A 25,769-nucleotide genomic window follows, 5' to 3' on the forward strand; every position below is an offset into this window, starting at 1 on the left:
CCGGCGCCGCGGGGCGAGATCAAGCCGGAAGCGGTACGAGAGGCCGCGCGGCGATACGCCCCGGAGCACTGACCCGACCCCGTACGGGGTACGGGATGCCGGCGTCCGCCGGGCCGGCACCGCATCCCGAGGGGTGGTTCAGGCGGCCCCGGAGGCTGTGGGCAAGGCCATGGACCGGACCATCGGGCTCCGTGTTACCGCCGGAACGGGGTTCGGTGAAACCCGGTGGAGGAATTATGGCCTCCGTCACTGTGGAACCTCCTCCCGAACTGGTGAGGTAAGCCTTAGACGCCGGTTCGACATCGCTTCTCACCAGGGGAGTTGAGGAGCCGGCGGGATACGCATGCCGGAATTCCCGTGGAGCCGACTGCCGGAGGCCCCTCCCGCCGGAAAGACCACCGTGATCCCTCGCGTTCCCTCTCGCCGATGCCGGACCGCCGCTCGTATCGAGGGACGTGTCCACCACACACCGGAGCAGCAGTGTTGAAGAAAAGAACCATCGCCGTCGTCGGAGGCGGTGCCGCGTGCACCGCGTTCCTCGCAGCGTACGCCCGGCAGTTGTCGGGCGACGTGGCCGGCGCGGCGGCGGATGTCATCGTCTTCGAACCAGGGAAGAGCTTCGGCCCCGGCATCGCCTATGCCGAGGACGCCGACACCGCTTTGCTCAACCGGCCCTATTCCGCCATGTCCGTGGACTACGGCGACCCGGGACAGTTCCGCCGCTGGCTCTACCGGCAGACCTCCGCCGGCCGGGCCGGCGACCCGCAGGCGCGGCACACACCGCGTTCGCACTTCGTCTCCCGCACGCTGTTCGGACAGTACCTGGAGAACGTCTTCTCCCAGTCCCGGGAGGACCTGCGGCTGCTCGGAGCGCAGGTGACGCTCGTACCGTCGGCCGTCGTCGACCTCGCCGTGGAAGACGTGGAAGACGGGGGCACCGGGGGCACCGAGGGGACGGCGGGGGCCGGGGGAAGTGACACTTACCTCCTGACCACCGCCGACGGCGAGCGCTTCGTCGCCGACGAGGTCGTCCTCGCGATCGGTGCCATCGCACCGTCCGATGTCTACGGGCTCAACGGGTCCGCCGGATTCGTCGCCCAGCCGTACCCCCTGGTCAGCTCGCTGGAGCAGGTCGACCGGAGTGCGGAGGTCCTGGTGCTGGGGGCCGGGCTGACGGCGATCGACGTGGCCGTCGTCCTGGCGGACGCCGGGCAGGAGCGCAGGATCACGCTCGCCTCGCGGTCCGGGATGATCCCGGACGTCCGCACCGACCTCGGTACCGGCGAACTGCCGGAATTGATGGCCGGTGTCCGCCGGCTGTTCGCCCGTGGCAGCGTCAGCCTCCGTAGCATTCATGAACTCGTCGACACCACCCTCCGGCTGAGCGGGACAAGCATGCGCGAGGCGCTGCTCCCGTACACCGATTCCTGGTCCGCACCCGACCTGATGCGCCATCGACTGGAGAACCCGCTGCCCGGCGGCCTGGCGCAGCGTTGCGTCGGTGCCCTCACCCCGTTCTACTCGGAGCTGTGGCGGGCCCTTCCCGAGGCCAGCCGCCGCCTCTTCCTGCGGGAGCACTACCGGACGTACAACTGCCTGCGCAATCCGATGCCGGTGACCAACGCGCACCGGCTGCTCGGCCTCCACGAGGCGGGCCGGCTCGACTTCGCCAGAGGCATCACCCACGTCCAAGCGGCCACGGGCGGCGGCTTCACCGCGACCTTCGCCGACGGGCGCACCGAGCACTACGACGCAGTCGTCAACGCGGTGGGGCGCACGAACAACACGGCCGCCGCATCCGCCTCCTCACTGACGTCGCGGCTGGTCCGCAACGGCACCTTCGTCTCCCACCCGCTGGGCGGCATCCGGGTCGACCCCGGGACCAACCAGGTGCGCGGCTCCGCGGGGACGGTGTTCCCCCGGCTCTACGTGCTCGGCGACCTGGCCTCGGGCGAGCACTTCCACGTGAGCTCGATGGAGCTGGTCGCGCGGCAGGCCGCCAAGGTGGCGGCGCAGCTCGTACCGGCCTCGGACCGGCTCCTGGTAGGGGCCGTCGCGTGAAGCAGGCCGGAGCCGGACTGCCGCGGGGGCTGGCCATCTGCCTGATGTCACTGGTCTTCGTGCCGCAACTGGCCCTCGCCGCCTACGTCCCCGCCCTGCCCGCCATCGGCAGGTCGTTCGGCGTAGGGCCGGGCAGCACCAGCAGCTCACTCGTCGGCTACATGGCCGCGTATGCCGTGTGCATGATCCTCACCGGCAATCTGGCGGACCGTTACGGCTCCCGGCGCGTCCAGCTGACCGGGCTCCTCCTCTTCACCGGTGCGTCCGTCCTGTGCCTGCTGGCCCCCGTGTACGGGGTCTTCGTGGCGGGCCGGGTGCTGCAGGCACTCGGCGCCGGTACGGGCACGGTGATCTCCCGGCTGTGGGTGCAGCGGGCGCTGCCCAAGGAACAGCGGCTGTCGATGCTGACCGCACTCTCCACAGTGATCGCGGTGACCCCGGCCGCATCACCCCCGCTGGCAGGTATGGCCGTGGAACACACCTCCTGGCGCGTGCTGTTCGCCTTCATGGCCGTACTCGGGGCCATCGCCGCCGGCGCGGTCGCCAAGCTCCTGCCGGCCGACGACACCGTCGGCACCGCAAGGGAAGCCGAGGGGGCCCCGGGCGGTCCCATGCGGGCGCCGGAAGGGTTCGCCGGGCTGGGCAGGGCGTACCGCACGGTTCTCACCAACCGTGACTTCACGGTGTTCGCCGCCGCCATCAGCCTCGCCTGGTGCACCTACTTCACCTTCACCACCTACTCCAGCGATCTCCTCCAGCTGCAACTGGGTGCTTCGCCCACCCTCTACGGAGTCCTGTACACGCTGGTGATCACGGGCTACGTCGCCGGCAGCACCACGGCGAAGCGGCTGGGCAGGACGCGGTCGCTGGAGTTCATCGCGCGCACCGCCGCCGCGGTGGCGGCGGGCACCTCCGCGCTGATGCTGGTCACTGTGCGCCTGTGGCCGCACAGCACGCTGAGCATCGTCGTGCCGATGGCCGTGTGCATGCTGGGCGTAGGAGCGCTGTTCCCCACCTGCCAGGCCGGGATGATGCGGTACGAGGGCGAGCACGCCGGTGCCGCTTCGGGGCTGTTCTTCTTCCTGCAGATGGCATCGGGAGCCTGCTACACCGCCCTCACCGGCATCCCGGGATCTCCTGATGCCCCGATGCTCGCCCTGGCCGTCGCCCTGCCCGCCCTGGCACTGCTCCTGCTCTGCCTCTGCGCACTGCGAAGCCGCCCCCGAGCCGGCCAGGAGCTCCCGGCCGTCCGGAACGCAAGCCCCGTGAAATCGGGCAGCTCCTGATCGGCGGAGGGTTCCGGACCTGTCCATCGGCTGCCGCCTTGTGAGGGGTGGCAGCCGACGGGCTCGAGGCCCTCACCGGAAGCCGGCCGGCGGACGGCAGCGGGTACGGGGGAGGGGCGAGATGGCCGTCGGTCCGTGGCCCGGAGGCAGGTCCTCTCGCTCCGCCGGCAGCCCCGCCCGCGCGCGGTGATCCCGGTGGGCAGGTGCTCACGGGTGAGCGTGCGCAAGGCGTCGGTAGCGCTGTGTGTCAACTCCCCACGACCAGGCAATGTCTGCCGGCCGCACGCAGACACGGCCTGCGGCCGGCAGACACAGGGAAGCCATCACCTCCGCGGAGCCGCTCCGAGCGGCGCGTCGCGACGGCCCAACAGCAATGGACGAGGCCGCGAGTCTGGAATCCACGCTGGTGGCCTCCCGGCCCGGCACTCTGCCGGCCGCCGACCGGCCCTGCCGCACCGCCGCGGTGGAGGACGTCCGTATGCGAGGTCAGGGCCACCAGAATCCGAATTCAGGCCCGTCCGTCGAACGCCGGCCCCAGCAGAACCTGGGCCCAGCGTGCCGGTCCCGGGCCGGGGCCGCTGACGCGGAACCAGAGGGTGCATGCCCCCGCCGGGTCATCAAGCGTGGTGAATTCACCGGCCTGTCCGTTCTTGGGGAGCCCGGGGCCGTGTCGGCGGTCGTTGACGATGACCGCCTGGGGCGTGGTCGGCGCAGTCGGACCAAGGGGGTCCAGCCGGCGGGGAGGGAGCCGCAATTGCGCCCCCTTCTCCGACTCGAACACCCCACCGTTGCCGTTCCCAGGACCGTTGCCCATCACGACGGGAGATCCCTCCCCGAAGACGCCGACGGCCTGTTCGCTCGTACCGCGGACGCCGGAGGCAAGGGTGCTTGTCCCTTCGACCCCGAAATTGTTCCCGCTCTCCCCGCGGACCCCACCGTCATCGCCTTTCCCGCGGACACCGATACCTGTGGCGCGCCCGCACACAGCCGACGGATCGGCTGCCTTCCAGGCGACGTCCCTGGCCGCGTCCTGCGAGTATCCGACCACGCTGGGAGCGCCGCGGGCGAAGACTCCGGGCAAGGCAGTGGTGCCGGCACCGAGAACGCCCTGAATGGCATCGACGCCTTTCGGTACATCCCTGAGAACCCGGTCGTTGCCGATCGCCACGCGCAGCACGTAGTCCTCGCTGTAGCCATCTTCGTCACTGCCTTTGGCGACGAGGACGGTCCGCTCTTCGCTTTCGTTCGTCCGGCCCACGACCATGTCGTCACCCGCGTTGTCGGCTCCTGCACCCATAGAGGTTCCCCTCCTCAGGACGGCCTGGATTCGATAGCCTTCGCCTTCCGCCTGAACGCCACGATCTGAACGCCACGATGCCCTGCGATCCCCTCCGCGTGCGGTGCAAGCTCGGGCTGATGATCCTGAGCTGCGGGTGGCACCGGGCCAGCCGCTCCAGCCGGCCGGTACGGCGAGCGCCGAGAAAGCTCCGGTGCCCGCCGGCCGCCGGACGGCGTGCGGTCGCCTCACCGATGCCGCTGCCCGCACCAGTGGTAGCCGCGACCTCGGTGGTCTGCGTCGTGCTTCTTCCTCCTTGCGGGGAACGGGGTGCTCGTGGCGGAGCAGAGGCGACGGATCCGCCCGTGGCGCCGAGACCGGTGCCGTCGGGCAAAGGGCTCGGCCGTTCACTCGCCGCGCCCTTCCGCACCTCCGTCCAGCTCGTTCTCCGGAGTCCGGGATTCGGCGGAGGGGCCGGCCAGGACAGGTTGGTCCTGGCAGCACCGCATTGGAAGGCATTCAGCAGGACTCGTACACATAACCGCGCTTACCGGCGGGGCTGACCTCCCGATCGCGCAGAGTGATGGACAACTCCTTCCCCCACGCCCGGCAAGCAGCGGTGAAGTCCTTCCTCTCATACTCGATGTCGAAGACTCTGGCACCGTAGGCGCGGCTGAATTCTGGACATTCCTTGAAGTGTCCGCATTCTTCGACGACGGCAAAGTCGAACCCGATGCGCGTGTGCTGGGGAAGTAGGTCCGTGGTGTTCTTCTGGGCGATGGCCAGGTTCCGCTTGTGTGCGCGGGCGGCCAGGAGACGAGCGAAGGCGACCGCGTGCTGGGAGGTGAGCTTGCCGTCGGAGCGCTCGTAGGAGTCGAGGTTGTCCGGTTCCACCGCGTCGTAATGCGCCGCGGCGCAGCCGTCAATCCATGGGCCGATGATGTTCATCAGGGCCTCGCGCTTGGCCGGGGTCGAGATGTCCAGGAGGGGTTCGTCCCAGTCCTTGTCGACGATCAGTTGGCCCTCGTCGTTCTTCAGGAGCAGGTCCGGATGCTCCTTCTTCCACCAGTCGACGGCGTCGCCCGGTTGTGTCTGGAAGGCGTTGACGTAGCAAATGTTGTAAAGCCCGCCGGCAGGCTTGGCCTCACGGTCACGGGAGACAGCCCGCACCTTGCCGGCAGGCGGGTAGGCGCCGCCGAGTTGGTAGTCGAAGACGGCGTCCGGGCTCGGCCGCCGCACGTTCGCCGGGGCGTCGGCGTCCGGGGCTTCGGCAGTGGGACGGGTGGTTTCCTGGGGGGCGTCGCCCTGGCCCGTTCCCGTGGCAGAACAGGCCGCGACAAAGAATGTGGACAGGACCATGGCAGCACAAGCGGCGCGGGTGCGGAGAAGGAACACGAAGACACCCTATGTTCACACCGGCACAAGCCTTCGCCTGCTGTGAAGGGCACGAGCGGGTTGCTGTCAACAGAGCTGCGAGTGGTTCGCGCTTGGCATCACGGTGGCCTTGGCACGGCCCGGCCTTCCAGGGCCGAAGGTCTTTGACGGTGACCGCGCCGTGTGGCCGGTCGTGTGTCTCCAGAGAATTACCCGGGTGCGGGGCCGTGAATCGATGTCCGGCGGCTTCCCCGGCCCCACCCCTGCGAGACCACTCTCTGTCTGAAAGGTATTCCCGTCTCGCATCGAGGGGGGTGAGGCACCAGCGAGGTGAGGTGGTCATGTGCCCACCGGACAGGCTACTGAACTTGAATTCGTGTTGGGTCAGCCGTCCATGACCAGGCCGGTGTCGGCGAGGCAGCCGTTGACCGGACCCGGGCAGTGTTGGATCTGCTGGGCTTCCGTGTCTCTTTGTGCTCCGGCGGGCGCGTTGCGGTCGGCTGAGCGTGAACTGGCCGGTTCTGCGCCGTCATGTCCAATGCGTCTCCGGCCCCGGGCTTCGGCCGTGGTTGAGCCGACCGGGGCGTCCGTGCTCATGGCTGGTCCCACGCCTCGACGGTCAGCACCACTTTCAGCGGCCCCGGCAAACGCGGTCTCCGTCAACCGGGGAAGACCGTCCTCTCCTCACCGATCGCCTGATCCCTATGCTGACCATATGATCAACATCCCACTTTCGGCGCTGGAAGTCGCGATGGTCCAGACCGGTACCCGAGCCGTGGACACACTGCGTGACACCGCAGCCTTCGCGCAGGCATTGGAGCGGCTGGGCTACCACCGGCTCTGGTACGCCGAGCACCACCACTCGCCCGCGATCGGCGCGTTTCCGCCGGTCGTATTGACCGCACACGCTGCGGCTCTGACCTCGTCCATCCGTCTCGGTTCGGGCGGAGTGCTGGCCCCCAACCATGCCCCCATCACGATGGCGGAGCAGTTCGGGACGCTGGCCGCCCTGCATGAGAATCGCATCGATCTGGGGATCGGCCGTGGCCCCGGAACCTTCGACGAGGCCACGGCGCGGGCACTGCGCCGGGGAGCCGGGCCGACGACGGACGAGGAGTACCGGAGCGACGTTGCCGCGACCATGTCGTTCCTGGTCGACGAGGTCGCACTCGGCCCCCTGCCGGAGCCGTGGTTGCTGGCATCCAGCACCGCAGGTGCCGCCCTGGCCGCCGCGCTCGGTCTGCCGATAGCTGTCGCGCACCACATCCGGCCGCAGAACACCCTCGCGGTCCTGGAACGCTACCGGGAGGCGTTCAGCCCGTCCCGTTGGTGCGAGGAACCCCGGGTACTGGTGTGCGTCGAGGCGGTGTGTGCCGAGACGGAAGAAGAGGCCGCACGGCGAGTCGGGCCTATGGAAGTCGTCAAAGCCGGGCTCCTCAAGGGGCAGAGTGAGATTCCGTTCCCCACGCCGGCAGATGCGGCCGCCTACTCCTTCACTGCGGAAGAACGGCAAGCGCTGGACGACTTCCGTGGGAAGCAAGCCATCGGGACGCCCAAGACCGTCGTGCGCCGGCTCGCACAGCTGGCCGGCGAAACCGGAGCAGACGAACTCATGCTGACTACCCCCGTCTACGCCCTCCACGACCGCATTCGCTCGTACGAACTCATCAAGCAGCACGTCGAGAGCACGACACCGTAAGGGAGCGGGGCGACGGTGATCTAGGGTATGTATCGAAAGTGGATCTGACAGTTGGTCGACGGTATACGGTGGCGGACGCGGACCGGGGCGCCATGGCGGGATATCCCGGAACGGTACGGGCCCTGGGGCCGGGCGTACGACCTGTTCCGCCGCCGGCAGCGGAACGGCACCTGGCATCGGATCTTCACTGAACTCCAGGCCCAGACTGACGCGAAAGAGTTGATCACCTGGGACATCAACGTCGACTCCACTGTGTGCCGGGCCCACCAGCACGCCGCCGGTGCGAGGAAAAGGGGGAACTACAGAAGGAGCCGCCCGGCGGCGTCAGCGTCGAGCCGGACGACCACGGACTCGGGCGCTCGCGCGGCGGTCTGACCACCAAGCTGCACCTGGCCGTCGAACAGGGCCAGAAGCCCATGTCCATCGTGATCACGGCCGGGCAGCGGGGCGATTCACCACAGTTCGAGCCGGCCCTGAACAAGGTCCGTGTCCCTCGTCTTGGGACAGGCAGGCCGCGCACCCGTCCCGATCGGGTGCGGGCCGACAAGGCGTACGCCTCCCGCAAGAACCGTGCCTACCTGCGCAGACGCGGGATCCGCTGCACCATTCCGGACAAGGCCGACCAGGTCCGCAACCGCAAGAAGCCCGGCGCTCGCGACGGCCGTCCGCCGAAGTTCGATGAGGTCTACTACCGGGAACGTCATGCGGTGGAGTGTGTCATTAACCGCCTCAAACGCCACCGGGCAGTTGCCACGCGCTACGAGAAACTCGCCGTCCGCTACGAAGCAACCGTCCTGGTCGCCGCCATCAATGGGTGGCTGTGACCAGCACTTTCACCAGGGCGCGGGAGGGGCCGTCAGCGGTGTCCCAGCACGTTGACCACCCGTCCGCTGGGGTCGCGAACGAAGAACCGACGCACGCCCCACTCCTCGTCCTGCAAGGGGTGAATGATCTCCGCATCGCTCTCCCGCATGACCGTATAAGCCGCGTCCACGTCGTCCACCTCGACGCTCATGTCGGGGGTGACGGGCGCGGTCTTGTCGCTGGTCATGACGCTGATCTGTGCTGCCGGGCTGGTCGGGGAGGCGAGCGTCATGATCCAGCCGTGGTTCATGACCTCCTTGAAGCCCAGCAGGCCGTAGAACTCCCGGCTCTCCTGCGCGGCCTCCGACCGGATGTTGGGTACGACACGGCGAACTGCCATCGATGACTCCAAACGAGAACGAACCTGTCTTTGTGTCTCCCCAGCAGTACTACGACACGTCTGCCGCCGCACACACTTTGGATGCACGCCCTAGAAGCCCAGTTCGCCGGAAGCCGGACCCGTGCAGCAGGGTCAGGGCGGTGCCGGCTACGGCCCGGGTGGGTAGGCCGGTCTTGGACTGAGAGGCATGCTGTTCGTCCGGGCCGGCCGCGGTCAGACCGCCGAGCGCACCCGATTGCGGGGGCGGTCGGCGGGGGAGCGCCGGGCGAGCGCCATCGTGAAGCCCTTGGGCTTGAGAGTGAGGGGATTTTTGACCTTCAGGTCGTAGCGAGCGTGGTCGATGAAGCGGTAGCGGTCCACCAGTATGGCGAGGAGCATGGTCGCCCCATGGAGGGTGAACTGCTCCCCGATGCAGGCACGCTCGCCGGTGCCGAAGGGCTTGTAGGTGGTCGGGGAGCGGGCGGCCTCGGTCTCGGGGGCGAGACGGGGCCGGGGCGGACTCCTCGGTGTTGTCGCCCCAGGACGGGTCCTGGCGGAGCATCGGGGTGAAGGACGACCAGCCGGTCACCGGCCTTGACCGGGTAGCGGCCGCCGATGACGGTGTCGGTGCGGGCCTCGGCGGTCGGCCACAGCCCCCACGGCGACCGGACGACTCGGAAGTGGCCGAGCAGGAGTTCGTGCACCTGGTGCTGAGCGCGCAGGAGACCCCGGATCCTCCCCCTGGTCGCCGCCGACGCCACCGCCTCGGTCATGGCCCGTACGGTGGGCATCAGCGTGGACGGGATCAATTACCCACCGACACGGTTGTGCCGCCGGCTGGCGGTACCCAACCGGTCGGCGCTGGTGGCCCGGGCGTATGGGCTGGGACTGCTGGGCCGGCGGCGTGGCCGCCCCGAGTCATGCCACCGGCCGCGCCGCGTGGCGGTCCCGCAGTGGGCGACGGTGAGGGCGAGGAACGGGTGACGGCTCCCACGACGATCGCCGAGCCCTGCCGCCGCCGAGCAGATCCACCAGGCAGATGCATGGGCAGCCCCACCAGGACGTAGGCTCGTGATCATGGGAGTGGACATCACGGCCGTCATAGTGGACTGGACCGAACTGGAGAACATCCCCGTTCTCGAACGCGAGCGCGCGCTCATAGAGGCCGCGGATCCGGACGACTATGACGGAGCGCTCGAGGACGGCTGGGCCTGGCTGCCTCCCACTCCCGAACCGTTCCCGGCCTGGTGTGCACGGTACGAGTTCGGCGGCACGCTGGGATCGTTCAAGCCGCATTTTTGGGCGGGAGAGCGGTGGGAGGCCGTTCGCGAGCACGTCCCGGCTGACCTGCGCACGGCGCTGGACACCTTCCTTGCCGGACTGACCTGGGTTCTGCCAGGCACTTACAGCGACCCGCAGGACGAGGACGACGCCGAATTCTGGTACGACGCCATGTGGGTCTACTGCCCGCCCCCCGACGTGCCGGCCCTGACACAGGCGTGGACAATAGCCGGCCCTCAGCTCCAAGCGCTGCGCGAACCGTTCGACATCCACGCGGCTGCCCCCGGGAATTGGGTCGGTACGTTCGAGGAATTCACCGCGCTTCTCCACGGATGGGCCGAGGTCGTTGCAGAAGCTCACCACCGCGGGTGGGGGATCATCGGGCTTCCGATCTGAGTGGCCGCCGACCACTCAGGCGGCGTGCAGACGCATTTGCGTACGTGGGATCTCGGCGTGACAGGGGCCGACTACGGATGTTTCCACGAGTGGCTGGAGGCACCGAGTGCGGTTGCCGACGAGAGTGTGGCCGGCGGCGCGGAAGGTGGCGCCGCACGCTGGGACCATGCGCCCGCGGGCTGCCGGGGGGCGGAGGCGTAGTCCAGCCCTGCCGGATCCTCGGCCATGTACCGGATCAGCGCGTCGAAGTGGCCGGTGGGGTTGGGTCGGCCATTCCAGCGTTCCCATTTCCTGCGGGGCGAAAGTCGTCCGGCAGAGGTTGATCGCGGCGCGCAGCCGCGCCGGCTCCCAGAGGGCCTTCTTGACCGCCTCGAAGTCCCCTGTGACGTCGTAATCGGCCGCGGTCTACACCGGGATCAGGTGCCGAAGGCGGATTCCCTGGATTCCGGGATTCCGTGGAGCAGGAGTGCCAGGGGGCGGTCGACCTCCTCCACATAGGAGATGTCCACACCGGTGGCGACAACGTGCCCGTGGCCCATGTCAGCATCGAGATTCTCCTGGCGGGCCGGCCGGCCCGCGCCGGGAGCCTGGGGTGTCCAGCGGAGCCCGTTGCCGAAGACCTGGGTGGGGGCTTACACGGTGATGGTCGCGCGGACGAGGTGTGGTCCGAGAGGCCCTCCGTGCTTTCGACCGCCGTACCCCTGACGTCAGCGCTTCGTACGACCACGTGGTCGATCCGTGGTGGGGCCGAGCCTGACGGGTGCGGCCGTGTGGGCAGGGCGTCTGGCGGGAGATCCGCGATGGTGAAGCCGGCGCCCAGAGCCGACGGCACGCTGGCACGGTCGGCGATGAAGTCACCGAGAAGAACTGTCGCTTGTCGTAGGGGAGCGGTGGCCGGTTCGGCCAGGCGAGCCGGCTGGCGCATGCGCTGCTGATCCCCGCTCACGTGAGTGGCGAGATGAGTGTTACGGGGACCTCGACGGCAAGTACTCGCTTCCCCGGTCGTCCTCGAAGGACGGCCCGGTGGACGCCGTCGCCCTTGAGACGGCAGTCCCGCATGATCGCCCAGTTCCTCATACAGGCGAAGACGTGCCCGACTCGGGCCCGGACCCGCCGGTGGGAGTGTTGCGCCTTTCCCGTCCGATGCCCCGGCCTCAAAGACATCCCGTAGCAGACGCCGAGCGCCGGTGAAGTTGTTGCAGACAATGCCGTCTGCCGTCACGCGCGTGCCGTTTGCGCCCCTGTCTGTGAAATTCGAAGTTCAGCACCCCAGCACTGGCTCCTCCCGCTTCCTGTCCGGCCACTGGCCACCCGGGCCGGGCGCGTGCAGGCCGATTCTGAATGCCGCATGGCTCGCGCCCATTCTGATGAGTATTTGCCGGTGCAGGCAGGTGAGGTCCGGAGCCGGCTCCTCCCTGTTGACCGCGGGCCTCGCGAGGCTGTTGGCTTCCCTCGGCTCGTACACCATCCGTTGCTTCAGCAAGGAGAGTCGCATGCGCTATCTCAGACGGACGGCCGTCGTGGCGGCGGTCTTAGGGACCTGTGTGACGGTGCTGCCGGCGGCCGCCGCAACGGGAGGGCACCGGGCACGCACCGAGCGGGTCAGCGTCGCCGCCGACGGGGCGGAGGCGAACGGCGAGTCGGGGCAAGGGAAGATCAGCGGCGATGGCCGCGTCGTCGTCTTCAGCTCGGGGGCTGACAATCTGATCCCCGGCGACCCTCGCAAGGGCGGCCCGTTCGTGAAGGAGTTACGTACGGGCAAGGTCGAGCGGGTCGGCGTGGCCACCGACGGCACACCGGCCGACGGCGCGACGCGGGACGCGGCGGTCAGTGGCAACGGCCGGTATGTCGTCTTCAGCTCGGACGCCACGAACCTCGTGCCGGGTGGCAACCCCACCGGCAGTACCGAGGTGTACGTGCGTGACCGCTGGACCCGGCGCACCGAGATCCTCATCGGGGATCCGAAGCAGGTCCGCGTAGACAACAGCGAACCATCGATCAGCGCGGACGGCCGCTACGTCGCTTTCCTCTCCACTCGCAGCGACCTGGTTCCCGGGGACACTAACAACGCGCGGGACGTGTTCGTGAAGGACCGGTGGCGGGGGACCGTCAAGCGCGTCAGCGTCGCATCCGACGGCAAGCAGGCGGACGGCGAATCCATTTCCCCGGTGATGAGCGCGGACGGCAGCCGCATCGGGTTCAAGAGCAGGGCCTCCAACCTGGTCCCCCAGGCGGGCGCTGACGAGGATCTGCGGGCGCGGCCGCGGGCCCGCGTGTTCTACGCGCACGAGCTGCGCACCGGCCGCACGGAACTGGCAGCGCACACCCTCACCGGGTCGAAGGCAGCGGTTCTCACCGACATCGGTCTGAGTCCGGACGGGCGCTACGCGCTGTTCATGAGCGCCAACAGCGACATCGTCGCCGGCGACACCAATAACACCGCGGATGCTTTCGCCACGGACCTGCGCACCGGCGTCACCCGGAGGCTCAGCGTGGCGGCCGACGGGGCCGAGGCGAATGGCATCTCCTACGGGCACGTGGCCATGAGCGCCGACAACCGGTACGCGTTCTTCACCTCCGGTGCGTCCAACCTGGTTCCGGGCGACACCAACGGCAAGGAGGACGTATTCGTGCGCGACCTGTGGACCGGCGCGATGGAGCGCGTCAATGTCGCGTCCGACGGGATTCAGGCAAACGAGTTCACGTTGAGTTTCGGTGTCGACCTGTCCGGGCGCACGGCGGTGTTCGACAGCGGGGACAGCAACCTCGTGCCCAAGGACACCAACGGGGGGAGCGACGTCTTCCTCCGGCATTTGCGGTGAGCTGAGCGGTTACGGTGAAGCGCGTGCTGATCCTTCTCAGCCTCCGCTTCCTCGACCGAGCCGAACGGCGAAGGGACAGCTGCGCAGCTCGCCACGGGCCTCGCGCTCCCGAGTGCCTGCCGTCCAGCAGCCGACCGAAAGATTGAGCATCCAACTGTCGGCATCACCGACCTCATCTGACGGCGGGAGCCTGCCGGATACTCCCGAAGAGGCCGGACGTCCACGCCCGCCTCAGGGCTCACACCGAACGCGTTACGCTGCTGCCCCGCCGGCCCGGCGCGTCGGGGTCGCATTTCGTGCGTTGATTCGGTCCCCTTGTGCGCCCCTCTCGCCACTATGTGCCCATTGAATCCACCGTCTGTCGCGTAGGCGCTCTCGTAGGAGCTCACCCGGATCGCTATCATTGCAGATAGTAATTACCCTGATGCAAAAGGTAACCAATGGAGTCTGATGGCGATGCCCTGCAGGGGGAGCCCGCAGACGGTGCCGATCCCGTTCGCGCCGCCCGAACGCTTCAGCTCGCGGAGGTGACCGCCCAGCCGGTCAACATCCGGTGCATGGGCCGCTCCTACCGTGCCAGGGTACAGGGCGACACCGTCGTCTTTCACGACGTCACCGACATCACCCGCCCCGTCACCCTGGGGGCTGCCCACCGCACCGACAACGGCACCTGGGACATCGTCACGGCGCGTGGCCGACACCTGCCGCCGGCCACGGAACTGCTGCCCGTCCTCGTAGCCCTCCGCCACGCCTACTGGCCCTGAGTCCGCCCAGGCCCCACCCGGCTCGGGTTACAACCTTGCGGCTTCGGCGAGTAGCTGGGCCAGATGCTGGTGACCAGCCCGGTTGGCGTCGTCCAGGGGCGTCCCGCCCCAGCGGTCCACCGGCTTCGGGTCGACCCCTGCGGCGAGGAGAAATTCCACCGTCTCCCGGTGCCCCTCCGCCGCGGCCAGGTGCAGGGCGGTACGTCCGTCGTAGTCGGTGGCCCCAAGGGGGACGTTGCAGGCGGCGAGGCGGCGGATCTCGTTGAGGTCACCCTGGCTGGCAGCGAAACACAGCCCCACGATGCCTTCGATGGCACTCTGCTGACGCTTGAGGCGGGGGTCCCGCTTGCCGGTCCCGGCCCCGGCACCGGTGAGCAAGTCGTAGGTGTGGATGTTGTAGCAGTCGACCAGGCGCCGGCAGACCTCGATCCCCCGCACCGAATTCCCCTGGGCATCCAGGCGGGGCGACCAGATGGCGATGCCCATCAGCTGTGGCACGACCAGCATCAAGGCACCGGATACCCCGCTCTTCGCGGGCAGCCCGATAGTGAAGGCAAACTCGCCCGAGAAGTCGTACATGCCGCACGAGGACATCAGTGACAGGCAGTGGCGCACCGTCCGGGCGGAGAACACGGGGTCCTCCGTCAACGGGCACACCCCGGCATTGGCCAAAGAAGCCGCCGCAACGGCCAGTCGCTGTGCGTCCACCTCGATCGAACAGCACTGGAAGTAGAACTCCAGTGTGGCCAAAAGGTCCGTGCCGGGCGGGAAGGCGCCGCGTTCCCTCATCGAGTAGCCGAGGGCGAAGTTACGGTCCGCGGTGTTGCGCTCGGAAAGATAGACAGAGTTATTGAAACCGACGCTGCGCCCGCCCGCGAGGCGTTTCCAGGTCTCGGCCACGTAGTCGAAGCGATCCGCGGCCTCCAGGCCGCGCCGGATGAGCGCGCAGCTCATGATGGCCCCGGCGTTTATCATCGGATTGTGCGGCAACCCCGCCTTGTTGAAGGTCAGCTCGTTGAAGCCCTGCCCGCTCGGCTCCCGTCCCACGTGACGGTGGACGGTGTCAAGCCCGTGCTCCTCCAAGGCGAGGCAGTAACTGACGGCCTTGGACACCGACTGCAGGCAGAAGTTCACGTCCGCGTCCCCGATTGAGAAGCGCTGCCCGTCCACCGTGCATACCGAAATCGCGAACTGGTCTGCATCCACCCGCGCGAGCTGGGGAATGTACGCGGCGACCGCGCCCCTTCGGTCGGCACGGACCTCCTGGTGGATGCGCTGGAGATCTTCCACGAGCGCAGGGAAGTCAGGAACTGCGAGCTCTCCGCGGGCCGCCCGCTCGATGAGGCCGCAGTTGCGCTGGGTGACGGCGGAGAATTCCTCCACTGTCAGCAGCAACGGCTGGGCCGGCAACCGAGCGGAGCCCGCGAGGTCCAGATTGGCGATGGTCTCAGCGATCCTGGGGTCGTCGGGCAGGATGCCCGCCTCGCACAGCACCTGCAGCAGCAGGTCGGGAGAGAGCCGACCGGACGAGTCGTGCTCGAAGCAGCCGAGAACACCTCGATAAGTTCCTTCACTTCGGCAGCGAAAGGTACTGGGCACGGAGGGGCGGTTCGCAGGCCGCTTCCCAGGCCTCGCAGCGGGCAAAGAACTCCTCCGATCAGCTGCAGCAGGCAGGCCCTTGCGTCTTTCCGGGATCCGACCGGTGGGCGTCGCAGGGCCGGGCCGGTGGGACAGAACGGGGAAGCACTGTCCCAGCAATCCTCACCGCACCGACGATTCCCGGCCATCAGAGACGAAAACCAGCCCCTGGGGAGCAGGCGCACTCGGCCTGGTAGCGCAGTTGCGAGACTCGGGGCACTCCACTCTCCACGCGCCGCACGCCCCCGATGCGCTCCGGCGTGGATCGTCGATGCCCATGCCATGACGGGCACTGCGGCGGCGTCGCCCGGGAGTGGATGCACGAGCAGTCCGACACCGTCCAGCTCCTGCCCCGTCACCCCGAACCGAACTGCAGCGGCCGCGCTCGCGGCCCGCTTGTTCCTCCCACGCCCGCATGGCCTCTGCCGGGACACCGACGCTCGAGGTGGGGCCGGAGACCAGCCGGGCGAAATTCTCCTACCGCCGTGCCGAGGAGGCCTTCGAGGAGAACAACCGGCTGCCGGTCAACCCGCTCGCCTCACCCGAGGACAGCGAGGACATCGAGGACCTGGACGGCCGGGACCTCCCCCCACCGGCTTCGCGATAGTGCCCTCACCCACACCTCTGAGGACGACACGTCCACACCCATGCTGCCGGCCGGCTCCCGCCACGCCTCCGTCCGCTCGCTGGAGCGCTGCGACCGCCCCGGTGTCGATGCCGCCGCCCGTCACGTCGCCGAGCATGATCCCGCCGCACGTCGCCGGACGTGACCCCCTTCGTTTGTGGCTGGCAACAACGTTCTTACCGGCACCCCAAGCCGCGCGCCCGAACGACGCCGGCCGGAAGGTGACGGAAAGACCGCGGCCGGTCCGTGCCCTACGGCTGGAGGGGCGCAAGCCGAGACCGGCGCGCACCGGAGCTGATCGGCGGCGGGGGTGCCGGGCCGAATGCCCACGAGGGCGAGGAAAGGCGGCGGCGGTGGAATTCCAGGCCCCTGCCCTCACCGGCCTGCGATCATGTGGCGGTGATACCGAGCACCACCGCACCCGCACACGTCCCTGCCCCCGCCCCGATACCGGCCTTCACCGGTGACTTCGAGGCCCACCTGACCGTCCGCCCCACCACGAACGCCCGGGACGACCAGGCCCTCCAGCGGTACGCGACCACCCACGGCATGAAGTTCACCGACATCCTGCTGGACCGGGGGCGCACCCCCAGCCAGCCGCTGCTCACCCTGCGCCGGTCCGGCACGCTGCCACAAGTACGGGAGGCGGTGGACGATGCGGCCCGGGGGCTGGCCGACGCCGGGTTCACGGTCATACGGACGAAGATCGAGGCGGCCCCCTGGGCGTCCGGGGTGCCGGAGACCGACGCGCAGGCGACGGCCCTCGGAGCGCGCTACTACTTCGAGCACCACCTCAAGCTGTTGCTTACTCCGGATACGGACCTTGCGGCGCTGGCGGGCCTCGCCACCGCCCACCGTGCACACCTGTCGCGCAACGCCCGCCGTGTACGCACCGACGGCCGCGTTTAGCGGTTCGTCACCCAGCGCTGCCGCGCGGTCGGGCGCCGCACAGCCGGGGCCCGGCTGGACGCCCTGGTGGCGGCTGTGCGGGTCGGCGGGCACACCCTCGTGTCCGAGGAGCGGGAGTTCGTCGTCCACGACAGCGACGAGTCGCTCGACGCGGGCTGGATCGACGAGACGGACGACGCCGGCGTCGCCGGCTGGATCGGCGAGAACGGAGAGGGGACGGGCGCATGACGACGACACCGTGGGAGCGGTTCCGGTACGGGCCGTGGGAAGCCGAAATAGTCGTCCCCCAGCTGCCGCCGGACGAGGCGACCCGGGCGGAGCGGGACCTTCCCCCGACCCTCCTGCCGGTGCCGGGTGAAGGGGTGGTCCAGCACCCGGTGTACGACCCGGCGGCCAACCACCACGCGCTGGGCATGCGGCTGAGCGAGCCCGAGTTCACCGACCCGGAAGTCGGCGGCGCCTGGTACACCGCCCGGCGCCGCGCCCTCGACCTCACCCTCTCGGCGGTCGCCGGCTCCCCGTGGGCCGGCCACCTGGTACTGCGCGGGAGCGTCCCGCTCAAGGCATGGTTCGGGGACGCCGCCCGAGAGCCGGGCGACCTGGACTTCGTCGTCGTACCCGACACCTGGCAGCTCGGCGACCCCCGCACCGACACCATGCTGGAGGAGATCGCCCGGGCTGCCGAGGAGCGCTCGCGGGAGGCCGGAGGCCCGGTCCGGATCGACGCGGCGGGCGCGGTGAGCGACGAGATCTGGACGTACGACCGCGTGCCGGGCCGCCGCCTCGTCCTACCCTGGAGGGCTGTCGAGCACGACGTGCCGCCCGGCACGGTCCAACTCGACTTCGTCTTCAACGAGGCCCTGCCCGCCCTGCCCGTACGGACCGAGGTGCTCCCCGGGGTGCCGATGCCGGCGGCGAGTGCGGAGCTCTCGCTCGTGTGGAAACTCCTGTGGCTGGTGACGGACATGCACCCCGAGGCCAAGGACCTCTACGACGCCGTGCTGCTCGCGGAGCACGTCCGTGTCCCGTACCCGCTCCTGGAGCAGGTGCTGGCGGAGGCGGGCGAGCCCGCGGACCTCGGATACATCCTTGACCATGCGGCCGAGGCCGACTGGGACGAGTTCGCCAAGGACCACGCGGCCCTCGCCGAGGACGGGGAGGGCTGGCTGACACGCCTGGTCGTCGCCCTCGCCCCTGGGTTCCACCCGCAGGAGGACGGCACCTACGCGCAACTGGCCGCGGCCTTCGACCACACCGCGGACATCCTCCGGGGCGAGCATGAAGCGGGCGGCATGGCGGCCGTCGAGCAGTGGCTCGCCGCGCGCTCGCTGCACTGCATCGAGGCGCTCGTCGCCGTCCGTGAACTCCTCGGCCGCGAGGAACACACCCTCGGCGAGGCCGCGGAGGTACTGGCATCCTTCCGCGAGACGCGCGGCAACCAGCCGAATCACCCCTACCGAAACGGCCGGCGCGGCGACGCCATCCGGACCGCTGCCCGCCTGGGAGCCGCCTGCGCCTGACGGCGCAATGCGACCGGGCGATGGAGCCGAGGCGCGAGGCCGGTGATCGGCCTCGTCGCACGGTAGCGATGTCCGGGTAACGGCCCGCGCCCCGGGTGCTGAAAGGCGCTGGATCCTGCGTTGGCCCACGTCCGGCAGCTCGGCGCCGGCACCGACACCGAGCGCCAGGCCGTCGCTCGCAGCGCGGCGTAGCGGCAGGGGGTGGCTGCTGGGTCCGGCAGCTACCCGGCCTGCATGATCTGGATCAGATTGCCGCAGGTGTCGTCCAGAACCGCGATGGTGACCGAGTCCGCCTCCACCGGCTCCTGGGTGAAGTGCACCCCGAGTCCGCGCAACCGCTCGAACTCCGCTCGCACGTCGTCCACGGCGAAGGAGGCGGCCGGGATGCCGTCCTTGACCAGTGCCGTCTTGTACGGCTGCACGGCGGGGTGCCCGGAGGGTTCCAGCAGCAGCTCGGTCCCATCGGGCTCCTCCGGCGAGACCACGGTCAGCCATCGGTCTGCGCCCGCGGGGATGTCGTGCTTCTTTACGAAGCCCAGCACGCCGGTGTAGAAGCGCAGGGCCTTCTCCTGGTCGTCGACGAAGACGCTGGTGAGGTGAATCTTCATGGGCGCCCTCCGGCAAGTCGTAGCGATCCCGGTACCCACGTTAGGACCCTGGCACCGCCTGATCGAAGAGACGCGCCCTAATTCCACGGGCGCGGCCGTGGTTGTCCGTGGTGACGACGTGGTCGGCGCTGCCGGCGCCGTAGCAGCCCGCTGAACCCCGCAGGACAGGATCTGCTGAGGTTGTCTTCGTGTGGTCGCGGGGGCTGATGTGTGGTGATCGTTGCGGGCCGTCGCCGCAATCCGACTCCGGCTCAAGCCGTGATCAGCCGGCTGTGCCGTCAGCCACGCAGGGTGTCGATGAGGGCTGCGGTGTCCATCGCGCCGCCGCCTGCTGCAACGTGGCGCTGCATCAGGGCGAAGACCGGGGAGAGCAACTCGCTGCTCACGCCGTACTGCTCGGCCGTGCCCGCGAAGGTCGGGACGCCCGCGGCCTGCATCCCCAGGCTGGAGACCACGCCGGTGGTGTAGTCACCGCTCTCCAGGCGGGCCGCCGTGTCATGCACCATGTTGCTCATTGCGCCCAGCCAGCCGACGAGCAGCGGAGCGAACTCGGTGGGCTTGATGTCCTGTTCCCCGCGGATCAGGGCGAATGCATGGGTGATGCCGGCGAACATGCCGTACATGCCGCTCAGCAGAGCGATGTCGTGCAAGGAGGCGAAACCGGCGTCCGTACCGGCGAAGTTGGTACCGAGCGGGACGGCGAGGGTGTCGCGGTGCGCGTCGAACAGTTCGCGGGAGCCGCTGTAGAAGACGTAGCCGCCGGCCTCCGGGATACCGACCATCGGGGGGACGGCCATGATGCCGCCGTCGACGAAGCGTGCGCCGCGTTCGGCCGCCCATTGCGCGCGGGCGCGCGCCGACTCGGGGGTTCCGGTAGTCAGGTCGACCAGGTCCTTGCCCTTCAGGTCGACGCCGTCGAGTGCCGAGGTGACCGAAGCATCGTTGAGCAGGACCGTCACGACCAGCGGGCTGGCAGCGACGGCTTCGGTGACGCTCGACGCGACCTGCGCACCTTCCTCTGCGAGGGCGGTGGCGCGGGCTGCCGTGCGGTTCCACACCGTCACCTCGTAGCCGGCGGCGAGCCATGCGCGGGCGAAGGCGCTGCCCATCGCGCCGAGCCCGAGTAGCGTGACCTTCCGGCCCGTTCCACCCTTCGTCTCGGTGTTGTTCTTGCTGGTCAGGGTCTTGTTGATCAGGTTCTCTGTCATGTCGGCAACCCTCGCCCGGCGCGGTCGGACCCACAAGTAGGCACTGTGAAGACACTGGTTACCTTGAGGGAAGCTTCCAGGCCCTCGCGGTGTTGAAGGGGCGGGATTTTCCGTACGGGGAGGACGTGAAGACGATGGCGAGCGAGCGGATGCGGCCGGGGCGCTACCACTGCGGGGTCGACGCCGCACTCGGTGTGATCGGTGGCAAGTGGAAGGTGCTGCTGATCTGGGCGCTCGCCGAGCACCCCGGCATCCGGTTCGGGGAGCTGCAACGACAGGTCCCGGGCATCACCGTCAAGGTCCTTGCCTCTCATCTGCGAGAGTTGGAGGAGGACGGCGTCGTGCGGCGCGTCGCGTACGACGAGGTGCCGCCCCGCGTCGAGTACTCGCTCACTGACTCCGGCACTCACCTCAACGCGGCCCTCGCCTCGCTCGGCGCTTGGGGCAGCAACCACATCCTTGGCGGCAACGACCACGGCCCGGAGGCGAAGTACATCGCGGCTGGGGCCTCACATTAGGGTCTGTTTGGCAGATCAGGTTGCCCGCGAGGTATCCCGCCGGTACGGACAAGATCCGCCGGACAGGCCTAGGCAAGCACCCATTGGGGCGGGTGCCCGGGGTCGGCCGGGCAGGCGAAAACATGCAGGTCTCGGTCCCTGCCGAAGTGGAGCCGAGTGGGGTGGGCAACGGATTGGCCACCCCGGATCGATGCCTTTCCCCTCGTAGTTGGGTCCCGGTCCTCCAGGGGCACCCAGCTGTGCGAGCCGGCGTCCACTTCGTAGCCCTCCGCCGTCAGCAGCAGTCGCATAGGGGTTGCGCAGGACGCGCAGTCGACGGCCATCGGGCCCGTCGACGCCCAGCTGGGGTAGCCGCCGACGCGCCAGCCGGGAGGGATCGACAGGTCGTACTGGTAGCTGGGGGCGTCGGGGCCGTGTTCCGCTGCCTGGGCGTCGTCCCACGCGTCGATGCGCGCGATCAGCGAGGCGGGCAGCGTGTCGTCCTCCGCCCAGGGATAGGTGTCCACCTCTTCTGGGTGCAGGACACACGGCTCGGGGAGTTCGTGCTCCCACCGAAGCAGGGGCACCTCGGGCGGAGCGGCGAGGAAGCGTTGCGCGTGCTCGGTCTGCCCGGCCTGTCGCCACCACAGGCAGTACCGGCGTTCCAGGCCCGGGCCGTGGGTGAACGGGCAGCGGAAGAACTGCACCAGGTCTGCGCCGCCGGGGCCGCAGGTGAGGCCGGGGATGTCACGGCGGAAGAACTGGGCCAGCCCCGCGAAGGGCACCGGACAGTCCTCTTCGGCACTTCCTGCGAGGGGCCACGGCCGGCTCGTCGGCCGGACGCCTGCGGCCCGAGCACTGCGGATCTCCTCCGGTGCGTACCCCTCGGTCTCGCGCTGGTGCGGCTCGTGGCAGAGCGGCCATGGTTCGCCCTCCGGCCACAGCATCGGCCCGCCGACGTGGCTGTCGTGCATGCCGGGCCGCCCCGGCCTCGGATGCAACCGGGTCGTCCGGGCCCGGTAGGGGACCAGTTCCGGAAACACGGTCTCCACGGCCACCGGTCTGGCCGGCGTGGTCCTCGTCATGCGCAGACCGTACGCGGCCGGGCAAGGGCCACGCGAACGGATTGCCGCGAGCCCGATGCGGCAGCCCGACTGACGACCCAACCTCGGCTGCCGACCCCACTTCGTAGTTCAGAAGCGGGCGTGTTCGTGAATGTGGGGGAGTGCCCGTGGGATCGGCCGGCAGGTGCCGAGGGAGACTCTGCGGCGTTCGAAATGGCCCAGGAACCGCTCCTTCATGTGACCGCTTTTTATACGCACCGCCTGCGCCCGCCTCAGACCAGGGCTGTACGGCTGTCCGAGACCCTGGTCAGACCGGAGTGCGACGGGCGAATCGGACCGACGGGTATCGCGGGGCCCCTTCCACGATGCCTATGGGGTGCTATGCCCTGGAGCCCGAACCGTGGTGAGCCCCGTTCCTGCCGACCGACGAACCCGTCGCGGTGTTTCCCGGCGGGCCTTGTGCCGGCGATCCGATTGGAGACGGGTTCCTGACTTCCGCGGACCACCGAAACACGATCATTCTTCCATCCCGGCATCCTCCATCCCGACCCCGGCATTCTCCATCCCGACGACGCACCAGACCTACTGCCCGGCCTTGAGGGAATGCGCGATCCAGCGGCAGCTGGTCGAGTTCGTTTCGGACGAAAATGCGTGTAGCGGACGGCTCCGGCGCCGGGCCGGGTGCGGGGACGGCCGACGGGCCCGCGGACCGTGACCTTCCCGGGGACGGGGATGCACTGCGGGCTGTCGGCTGTCTGCCCGGCGGTCGGGACGAGCGCCGGCGGACGGCACTTGCAGTCGGCGGCGAGGTGAACCTTGTTGGTCCGTCCACCTCGCGAGCGCCCCAGGAGGACGGCCGTACGACGACAAGCCCCGCGAGCTGCCTCGCCGGCCTCCGCCTTCGCGCCCGATGATCTGGATCAAAGGCCCCACCCGAGGTGCCCACTGATCACGACCCGATACGCGCCCTAAGGCCGGCAACTTCGATCCGGAGATGATCCTTCCGCCTTCGCGTGAAACTGCCGTCCGCTGCCGGGCTGGTGACATCTGCAGGGGCCGGGGCCGGCCTGCCTGTCGGGGTAGCGCTGGAAAGGTTCGACGGGTCGTGCCGGCGCGAGCGGTCGGCGATGCGCATGAAAGACTCGGCGCTGCGCATGAAAGACAGGGTGGGTCGGGATGGGCGAGCACGGCCGACGGCAGCGTCACCGTACCGTGGACCGGGTCGCGTGGATCCTGGAGGCCGCCGCGCGGGCGCCGGGCGGGGCGACCGTGGCCGAGCTGGCGCGGGCGGTCGGGGCGCCGGCGAGTTCGGTGCAGGATCTGGTCAACGGCCTTGTCGCGACAGGGTTTCTGCTGGAGCAGCACCGGCGCTTCCGGCTCGGGCCCGCCCCGCACGTCCTCAACCTCATCGCCGGCCGGGTCGTCCCGCGGATCAGTCAGGCCGAGCTCGACGAACTGAGCCGCGTCGCGGGTACCCCGGTGCTGCTCACGATTCGGGTGGGACTCGACGCCGTACACCTCGCACGCGGTGGCGAGGACGAGATTCCCCGCCTCGTGCCGCTCGCCGACGGACATGTCGCCCGGCCGCTGCTGCGCACCGCCGCAGGCCGTCTGTTGCTGGCCTTCACCGACGAGGCGGAGCGCCGTGATCTGCTCGACGAGCTCGCCCGTCACGATCGCGAGGCGGTCGCGGAGTTTCGTTCCGCGCTTCCGGCGATCCGCGCGTCGCGGATCAGCCGCAGCGAGGGTCTGGCCGATCCCGAGGTCAGCGCCCTCGCGATCCCCGTCACCGAGGGCCCCCTCGTCACGGGAGCCCTCGTTCTGACGCACCGGCGTCGCGGCCGCTCGGAGCGGCTGTTCCTGGACCGGGCGGCGGCCCGGCTCCTCGCGCACCTCCAGGGGACGCAGACCTGACGTCCGCACCGATTCACGGATATCCGTGAATCCGGGCGCTCGCACAGGGCCGGGAACGAGCATCCCGGCATGACCTCCAACGCGCTGACCACGACCGAACCGACGCGGCTGACAACCACCGGAGAGATCGTCACCCGGCTCTTGCACGCCCTCGGCGACCCCGATCCGGCCCGGGGAGCCGAGGACATCACCGTCGTCGGGGCCGACCCCCTGGTGCCCTCGGTGCACCGCCTCGCCGACGCCATGTCCGCCGCCATCGGTGTCTTCGGACGGCAGACGGCGACCCTCGGTGAACAGCGAGGTCACCGGCACCAGAAGGTGGAAGTGCGAGCCGGAGCCGCGATAGACCAGCTCATGGCGACGTATCACACGACGCTCTCGGGACGCCCGATCGGTGTCTTGCTCGACGATCCGACGCTGCTCGGCAACAACGATTTCTACCGGACGCGCGACGGCCGGTGGATCTTCATCATCACCACCTATCCGCATCTGCGGGACGCGGTCCTCTCCGTGCTGAGGTGCGGGCCCGACAAGGTGGGGATCGCGCGGGCGACGGCCGGCTGGGACGCCTTCACGCTGGAGGAGGCCATCTGCGCGCGGGGCGGCGTCGCCTGTGTGGTGCGCAGCCGGGACGAGTGGCTCGCCCACCCCGCGGGGCGGTACGTCGCGCAGCGCCCGGTCGTCGAGATCGAACGCATCGGTGACGGACCGGTCCGGCCTCTGGAGCCGATCGACGAGGCCGAAGAGGCGCTCACGGGCGTACGGGTACTGGATCTCACCCACGTCATCGCGGGCCCCGTATCGACGCGACTCCTCGCCCAGTTCGGCGCCGACGTGCTGCACCTGACGCGTCCCGACCGCCCCGACCCGATCCCGATGATCGCCATGACCGGCGGCGGCAAGCGCAACGCCTACTGCGACCTGCGCGACGACAACGACCGTGCGGCCTTCCACGACGCGCTCCGGGACGCGGACGTCTTCGTGCACGCCTACCGGGGACTCGTCCGGCACGGGGCGTCGACCGAGGAACTCGTCCGGCGCCGCCCCGGACTCGTCACCCTCGAGTACCACGCCTGGGGCACCGACGGCCCCTGGGGCGAACGCGGCGGCTTCGACCAACTCGCCTGTTCTGCAACCGGATTCGCCGTCAACGAGTGGACGGACCGGCCGTCGCTGCCGCCGACGTACCTGCTCAACGACTACCTCGCCGCCTACCTCGGGGCCGCCGCCGTCACAACGGTCCTGCGCCGGCGTGCGACGGAGGGCGGCTCATGGCGGATCCGCGTAACCCTGGCCGGGGTGTGCCACTGGGTACAGGAACTCGGGCTGCTGGAACGGGAGAACGTCCTCGGCCTGCCCCGGCCCGGGCGCGCGCCGTTCGCCGCGCTGTCGACCACCGGGACCGACTTCGGCCCGCTCACCGAACCGGCGACACCATTCGCGTACAGCGGGCGCACGGTCCCCCAGCCCGGCCATCGTTCCCCGCTCGGGTCCGCCGAACTCCGGTGGCGTCAGGCCATCGGTCAGTGAGCTCTCCCGGCATGGCATCACGTGCCCGCCGCCGCCCGTACCGCACCACCGTTCACCCACCCCACTCGATACCCCGCCCGATATCCCACCCGATACCCCCAGGAGGCACCGGAA

General features: G+C 69.4%; 22 protein-coding genes and 5 pseudogenes. 15 read left to right on the top strand and 12 right to left on the bottom strand.

Annotated features, from left to right (window positions below):
* Window positions 1-483 precede the first annotated feature (483 nt).
* Both ACFZCD_RS04780 and ACFZCD_RS04785 read left to right on the top strand, forming a co-directional pair.
* Window positions 484-2,061: an FAD/NAD(P)-binding protein gene (locus tag ACFZCD_RS04780; RefSeq protein WP_391827836.1), complete on the top strand. Its 1,578-nt coding sequence runs from the start codon at window positions 484-486 to the stop codon at window positions 2,059-2,061.
* The gene (locus tag ACFZCD_RS04785; protein WP_391827838.1) at window positions 2,058-3,347 is read left to right on the top strand and encodes an MFS transporter; all 1,290 of its coding nucleotides are present in this window, start codon (window positions 2,058-2,060) and stop codon (window positions 3,345-3,347) included. Before ACFZCD_RS04780 ends, ACFZCD_RS04785 begins: the two co-directional genes overlap by 4 nt.
* 508 nt (window positions 3,348-3,855) lie before the next feature.
* Here the strand turns inward: ACFZCD_RS04785 and ACFZCD_RS04790 are convergent.
* From ACFZCD_RS04790 to ACFZCD_RS04800, 3 genes and pseudogenes are all read right to left on the bottom strand, one after another.
* Window positions 3,856-4,644 carry a hypothetical protein gene (locus ACFZCD_RS04790; protein ID WP_391827840.1) on the bottom strand — a complete coding sequence of 263 codons (789 nt, stop codon included), beginning with the start codon at window positions 4,642-4,644 and terminating at the stop codon, window positions 3,856-3,858.
* A 145-nt stretch (window positions 4,645-4,789) separates the two neighbouring features.
* Window positions 4,790-4,879, bottom strand: a pseudogene (locus tag ACFZCD_RS04795) (oxidoreductase); the annotation flags it as partial.
* A 263-nt stretch (window positions 4,880-5,142) separates the two neighbouring features.
* The gene (locus ACFZCD_RS04800; protein ID WP_391827842.1) at window positions 5,143-6,018 is read right to left on the bottom strand and encodes an endo alpha-1,4 polygalactosaminidase; all 876 of its coding nucleotides are present in this window, start codon (window positions 6,016-6,018) and stop codon (window positions 5,143-5,145) included.
* A gap of 694 nt (window positions 6,019-6,712) precedes the next feature.
* Here ACFZCD_RS04800 and ACFZCD_RS04805 point away from each other — a divergent pair.
* The 3 genes and pseudogenes from ACFZCD_RS04805 to ACFZCD_RS04815 all read left to right on the top strand — a co-directional run bounded on the left by ACFZCD_RS04805 (window position 6,713) and on the right by ACFZCD_RS04815 (window position 8,520).
* Entirely contained in the window at window positions 6,713-7,696 is a 984-nt protein-coding gene (locus ACFZCD_RS04805; protein ID WP_391827844.1) for an LLM class flavin-dependent oxidoreductase, read from the top strand.
* 51 nt (window positions 7,697-7,747) lie between these two features.
* Window positions 7,748-7,822, top strand: a pseudogene (locus tag ACFZCD_RS04810) (transposase); the annotation flags it as partial.
* A 128-nt stretch (window positions 7,823-7,950) separates the two neighbouring features.
* On the top strand, window positions 7,951-8,520 hold the full coding sequence (locus ACFZCD_RS04815) for an IS5 family transposase (protein ID WP_391827846.1): 570 nt from the start codon (window positions 7,951-7,953) through the stop codon (window positions 8,518-8,520).
* A gap of 32 nt (window positions 8,521-8,552) precedes the next feature.
* Here the strand turns inward: ACFZCD_RS04815 and ACFZCD_RS04820 are convergent, their stop codons facing one another.
* Window positions 8,553-8,900, bottom strand: coding sequence for a VOC family protein (locus ACFZCD_RS04820; RefSeq protein WP_391827848.1), 348 nt, complete (start codon window positions 8,898-8,900; stop codon window positions 8,553-8,555).
* A 213-nt stretch (window positions 8,901-9,113) separates the two neighbouring features.
* Window positions 9,114-9,317: pseudogene (locus ACFZCD_RS04825) on the bottom strand (hypothetical protein); the annotation flags it as partial.
* A 639-nt stretch (window positions 9,318-9,956) separates the two neighbouring features.
* Here ACFZCD_RS04825 and ACFZCD_RS04830 point away from each other — a divergent pair.
* On the top strand, window positions 9,957-10,556 hold the full coding sequence (locus ACFZCD_RS04830) for a hypothetical protein (protein WP_391827850.1): 600 nt from the start codon (window positions 9,957-9,959) through the stop codon (window positions 10,554-10,556).
* 416 nt (window positions 10,557-10,972) lie between these two features.
* Here the strand turns inward: ACFZCD_RS04830 and ACFZCD_RS04835 are convergent, their stop codons facing one another.
* Window positions 10,973-11,095, bottom strand: coding sequence for a hypothetical protein (locus tag ACFZCD_RS04835; RefSeq protein WP_391827852.1), 123 nt, complete (start codon window positions 11,093-11,095; stop codon window positions 10,973-10,975).
* Window positions 11,096-11,498: 403 nt separating this feature from the next.
* Window positions 11,499-11,690 (bottom strand): annotated as a pseudogene (locus ACFZCD_RS04840) (hypothetical protein); the annotation flags it as partial.
* 359 nt (window positions 11,691-12,049) lie between these two features.
* On the opposite strand from ACFZCD_RS04840, the gene ACFZCD_RS04845 reads away from it, so the two are divergent.
* A complete protein-coding gene (locus tag ACFZCD_RS04845; protein ID WP_391827854.1) occupies window positions 12,050-13,378 on the top strand; it encodes a TolB family protein in 1,329 nt (442 codons plus the stop codon).
* Window positions 13,379-13,905: 527 nt separating this feature from the next.
* Window positions 13,906-14,142 (top strand): hypothetical protein, encoded by a 237-nt coding sequence (locus ACFZCD_RS04850; protein ID WP_391827856.1) that lies wholly within the window; start codon window positions 13,906-13,908, stop codon window positions 14,140-14,142.
* A 27-nt stretch (window positions 14,143-14,169) separates the two neighbouring features.
* Here ACFZCD_RS04850 and glsA read toward each other — a convergent pair whose 3' ends face one another.
* A complete protein-coding gene (glsA, locus tag ACFZCD_RS04855) occupies window positions 14,170-15,741 on the bottom strand; it encodes a glutaminase A (protein WP_391827858.1) in 1,572 nt (523 codons plus the stop codon).
* A gap of 454 nt (window positions 15,742-16,195) precedes the next feature.
* On the opposite strand from glsA, the gene ACFZCD_RS04860 reads away from it, so the two are divergent.
* From ACFZCD_RS04860 to ACFZCD_RS04875, 4 genes are all read left to right on the top strand, one after another.
* Window positions 16,196-16,387: a hypothetical protein gene (locus tag ACFZCD_RS04860; RefSeq protein ID WP_391827860.1), complete on the top strand. Its 192-nt coding sequence runs from the start codon at window positions 16,196-16,198 to the stop codon at window positions 16,385-16,387.
* Between the two features lie 417 nt (window positions 16,388-16,804).
* Window positions 16,805-17,314: a hypothetical protein gene (locus tag ACFZCD_RS04865; RefSeq protein WP_391827862.1), complete on the top strand. Its 510-nt coding sequence runs from the start codon at window positions 16,805-16,807 to the stop codon at window positions 17,312-17,314.
* A 66-nt stretch (window positions 17,315-17,380) separates the two neighbouring features.
* Window positions 17,381-17,542 carry a hypothetical protein gene (locus tag ACFZCD_RS04870; RefSeq protein ID WP_391827864.1) on the top strand — a complete coding sequence of 54 codons (162 nt, stop codon included), beginning with the start codon at window positions 17,381-17,383 and terminating at the stop codon, window positions 17,540-17,542.
* Complete coding sequence (locus ACFZCD_RS04875) at window positions 17,539-18,834, top strand: nucleotidyl transferase AbiEii/AbiGii toxin family protein (RefSeq protein WP_391827866.1); 1,296 nt, start codon at window positions 17,539-17,541, stop codon at window positions 18,832-18,834. The genes ACFZCD_RS04870 and ACFZCD_RS04875 overlap by 4 nt, the downstream gene beginning before the upstream one ends.
* 221 nt (window positions 18,835-19,055) lie before the next feature.
* On the opposite strand, the gene ACFZCD_RS04880 is transcribed toward ACFZCD_RS04875, so the two are convergent.
* On the bottom strand, window positions 19,056-19,442 hold the full coding sequence (locus tag ACFZCD_RS04880; protein ID WP_391827868.1) for a VOC family protein: 387 nt from the start codon (window positions 19,440-19,442) through the stop codon (window positions 19,056-19,058).
* A gap of 278 nt (window positions 19,443-19,720) precedes the next feature.
* Complete coding sequence (locus ACFZCD_RS04885; protein WP_391827870.1) at window positions 19,721-20,650, bottom strand: NAD(P)-dependent oxidoreductase; 930 nt, start codon at window positions 20,648-20,650, stop codon at window positions 19,721-19,723.
* 134 nt (window positions 20,651-20,784) lie between these two features.
* On the opposite strand from ACFZCD_RS04885, the gene ACFZCD_RS04890 reads away from it, so the two are divergent.
* A complete protein-coding gene (locus ACFZCD_RS04890; RefSeq protein ID WP_391827973.1) occupies window positions 20,785-21,168 on the top strand; it encodes a winged helix-turn-helix transcriptional regulator in 384 nt (127 codons plus the stop codon).
* A gap of 68 nt (window positions 21,169-21,236) precedes the next feature.
* Here the strand turns inward: ACFZCD_RS04890 and ACFZCD_RS04895 are convergent, their stop codons facing one another.
* Window positions 21,237-22,232, bottom strand: coding sequence for a hypothetical protein (locus ACFZCD_RS04895; RefSeq protein WP_391827872.1), 996 nt, complete (start codon window positions 22,230-22,232; stop codon window positions 21,237-21,239).
* 641 nt (window positions 22,233-22,873) lie between these two features.
* Window positions 22,874-23,068, bottom strand: a pseudogene (locus ACFZCD_RS04900) (IS5/IS1182 family transposase); the annotation flags it as partial.
* 319 nt (window positions 23,069-23,387) lie between these two features.
* Here ACFZCD_RS04900 and ACFZCD_RS04905 point away from each other — a divergent pair.
* A complete protein-coding gene (locus ACFZCD_RS04905) occupies window positions 23,388-24,125 on the top strand; it encodes a helix-turn-helix domain-containing protein (RefSeq protein WP_391827874.1) in 738 nt (245 codons plus the stop codon).
* Between the two features lie 69 nt (window positions 24,126-24,194).
* Window positions 24,195-25,655, top strand: a complete 1,461-nt coding sequence (locus ACFZCD_RS04910) for a CoA transferase (RefSeq protein WP_391827876.1) — start codon at window positions 24,195-24,197, stop codon at window positions 25,653-25,655.
* The last annotated feature ends 114 nt before the right edge of the window (window positions 25,656-25,769 follow it).

It is taken from the genome of Streptomyces sp. NPDC008001, from assembly GCF_042958085.1.
Taxonomy (GTDB): domain Bacteria; phylum Actinomycetota; class Actinomycetes; order Streptomycetales; family Streptomycetaceae; genus Streptomyces.

Bases quoted from the DNA above. Each gene is read 5' to 3' on its own strand.
- ACFZCD_RS04790 (WP_391827840.1), bottom strand. From the start codon at position 4,644: ATGGGTGCAGGAGCCGACAACGCGGGTGACGACATGGTCGTGGGCCGG.
- ACFZCD_RS04805 (WP_391827844.1), top strand. From the start codon at position 6,713: ATGATCAACATCCCACTTTCGGCGCTGGAAGTCGCGATGGTCCAGACC.
- ACFZCD_RS04820 (WP_391827848.1), bottom strand. From the start codon at position 8,900: ATGGCAGTTCGCCGTGTCGTACCCAACATCCGGTCGGAGGCCGCGCAG.
- ACFZCD_RS04830 (WP_391827850.1), top strand. From the start codon at position 9,957: ATGGGAGTGGACATCACGGCCGTCATAGTGGACTGGACCGAACTGGAG.
- ACFZCD_RS04835 (WP_391827852.1), bottom strand. From the start codon at position 11,095: ATGGGCCACGGGCACGTTGTCGCCACCGGTGTGGACATCTCCTATGTG.
- ACFZCD_RS04845 (WP_391827854.1), top strand. From the start codon at position 12,050: ATGCGCTATCTCAGACGGACGGCCGTCGTGGCGGCGGTCTTAGGGACC.
- ACFZCD_RS04860 (WP_391827860.1), top strand. From the start codon at position 16,196: ATGGCCTCTGCCGGGACACCGACGCTCGAGGTGGGGCCGGAGACCAGC.
- ACFZCD_RS04875 (WP_391827866.1), top strand. From the start codon at position 17,539: ATGACGACGACACCGTGGGAGCGGTTCCGGTACGGGCCGTGGGAAGCC.
- ACFZCD_RS04880 (WP_391827868.1), bottom strand. From the start codon at position 19,442: ATGAAGATTCACCTCACCAGCGTCTTCGTCGACGACCAGGAGAAGGCC.
- ACFZCD_RS04885 (WP_391827870.1), bottom strand. From the start codon at position 20,650: ATGACAGAGAACCTGATCAACAAGACCCTGACCAGCAAGAACAACACC.
- ACFZCD_RS04890 (WP_391827973.1), top strand. From the start codon at position 20,785: ATGGCGAGCGAGCGGATGCGGCCGGGGCGCTACCACTGCGGGGTCGAC.
- ACFZCD_RS04895 (WP_391827872.1), bottom strand. From the start codon at position 22,232: ATGACGAGGACCACGCCGGCCAGACCGGTGGCCGTGGAGACCGTGTTT.
- ACFZCD_RS04905 (WP_391827874.1), top strand. From the start codon at position 23,388: ATGGGCGAGCACGGCCGACGGCAGCGTCACCGTACCGTGGACCGGGTC.
- ACFZCD_RS04910 (WP_391827876.1), top strand. From the start codon at position 24,195: ATGACCTCCAACGCGCTGACCACGACCGAACCGACGCGGCTGACAACC.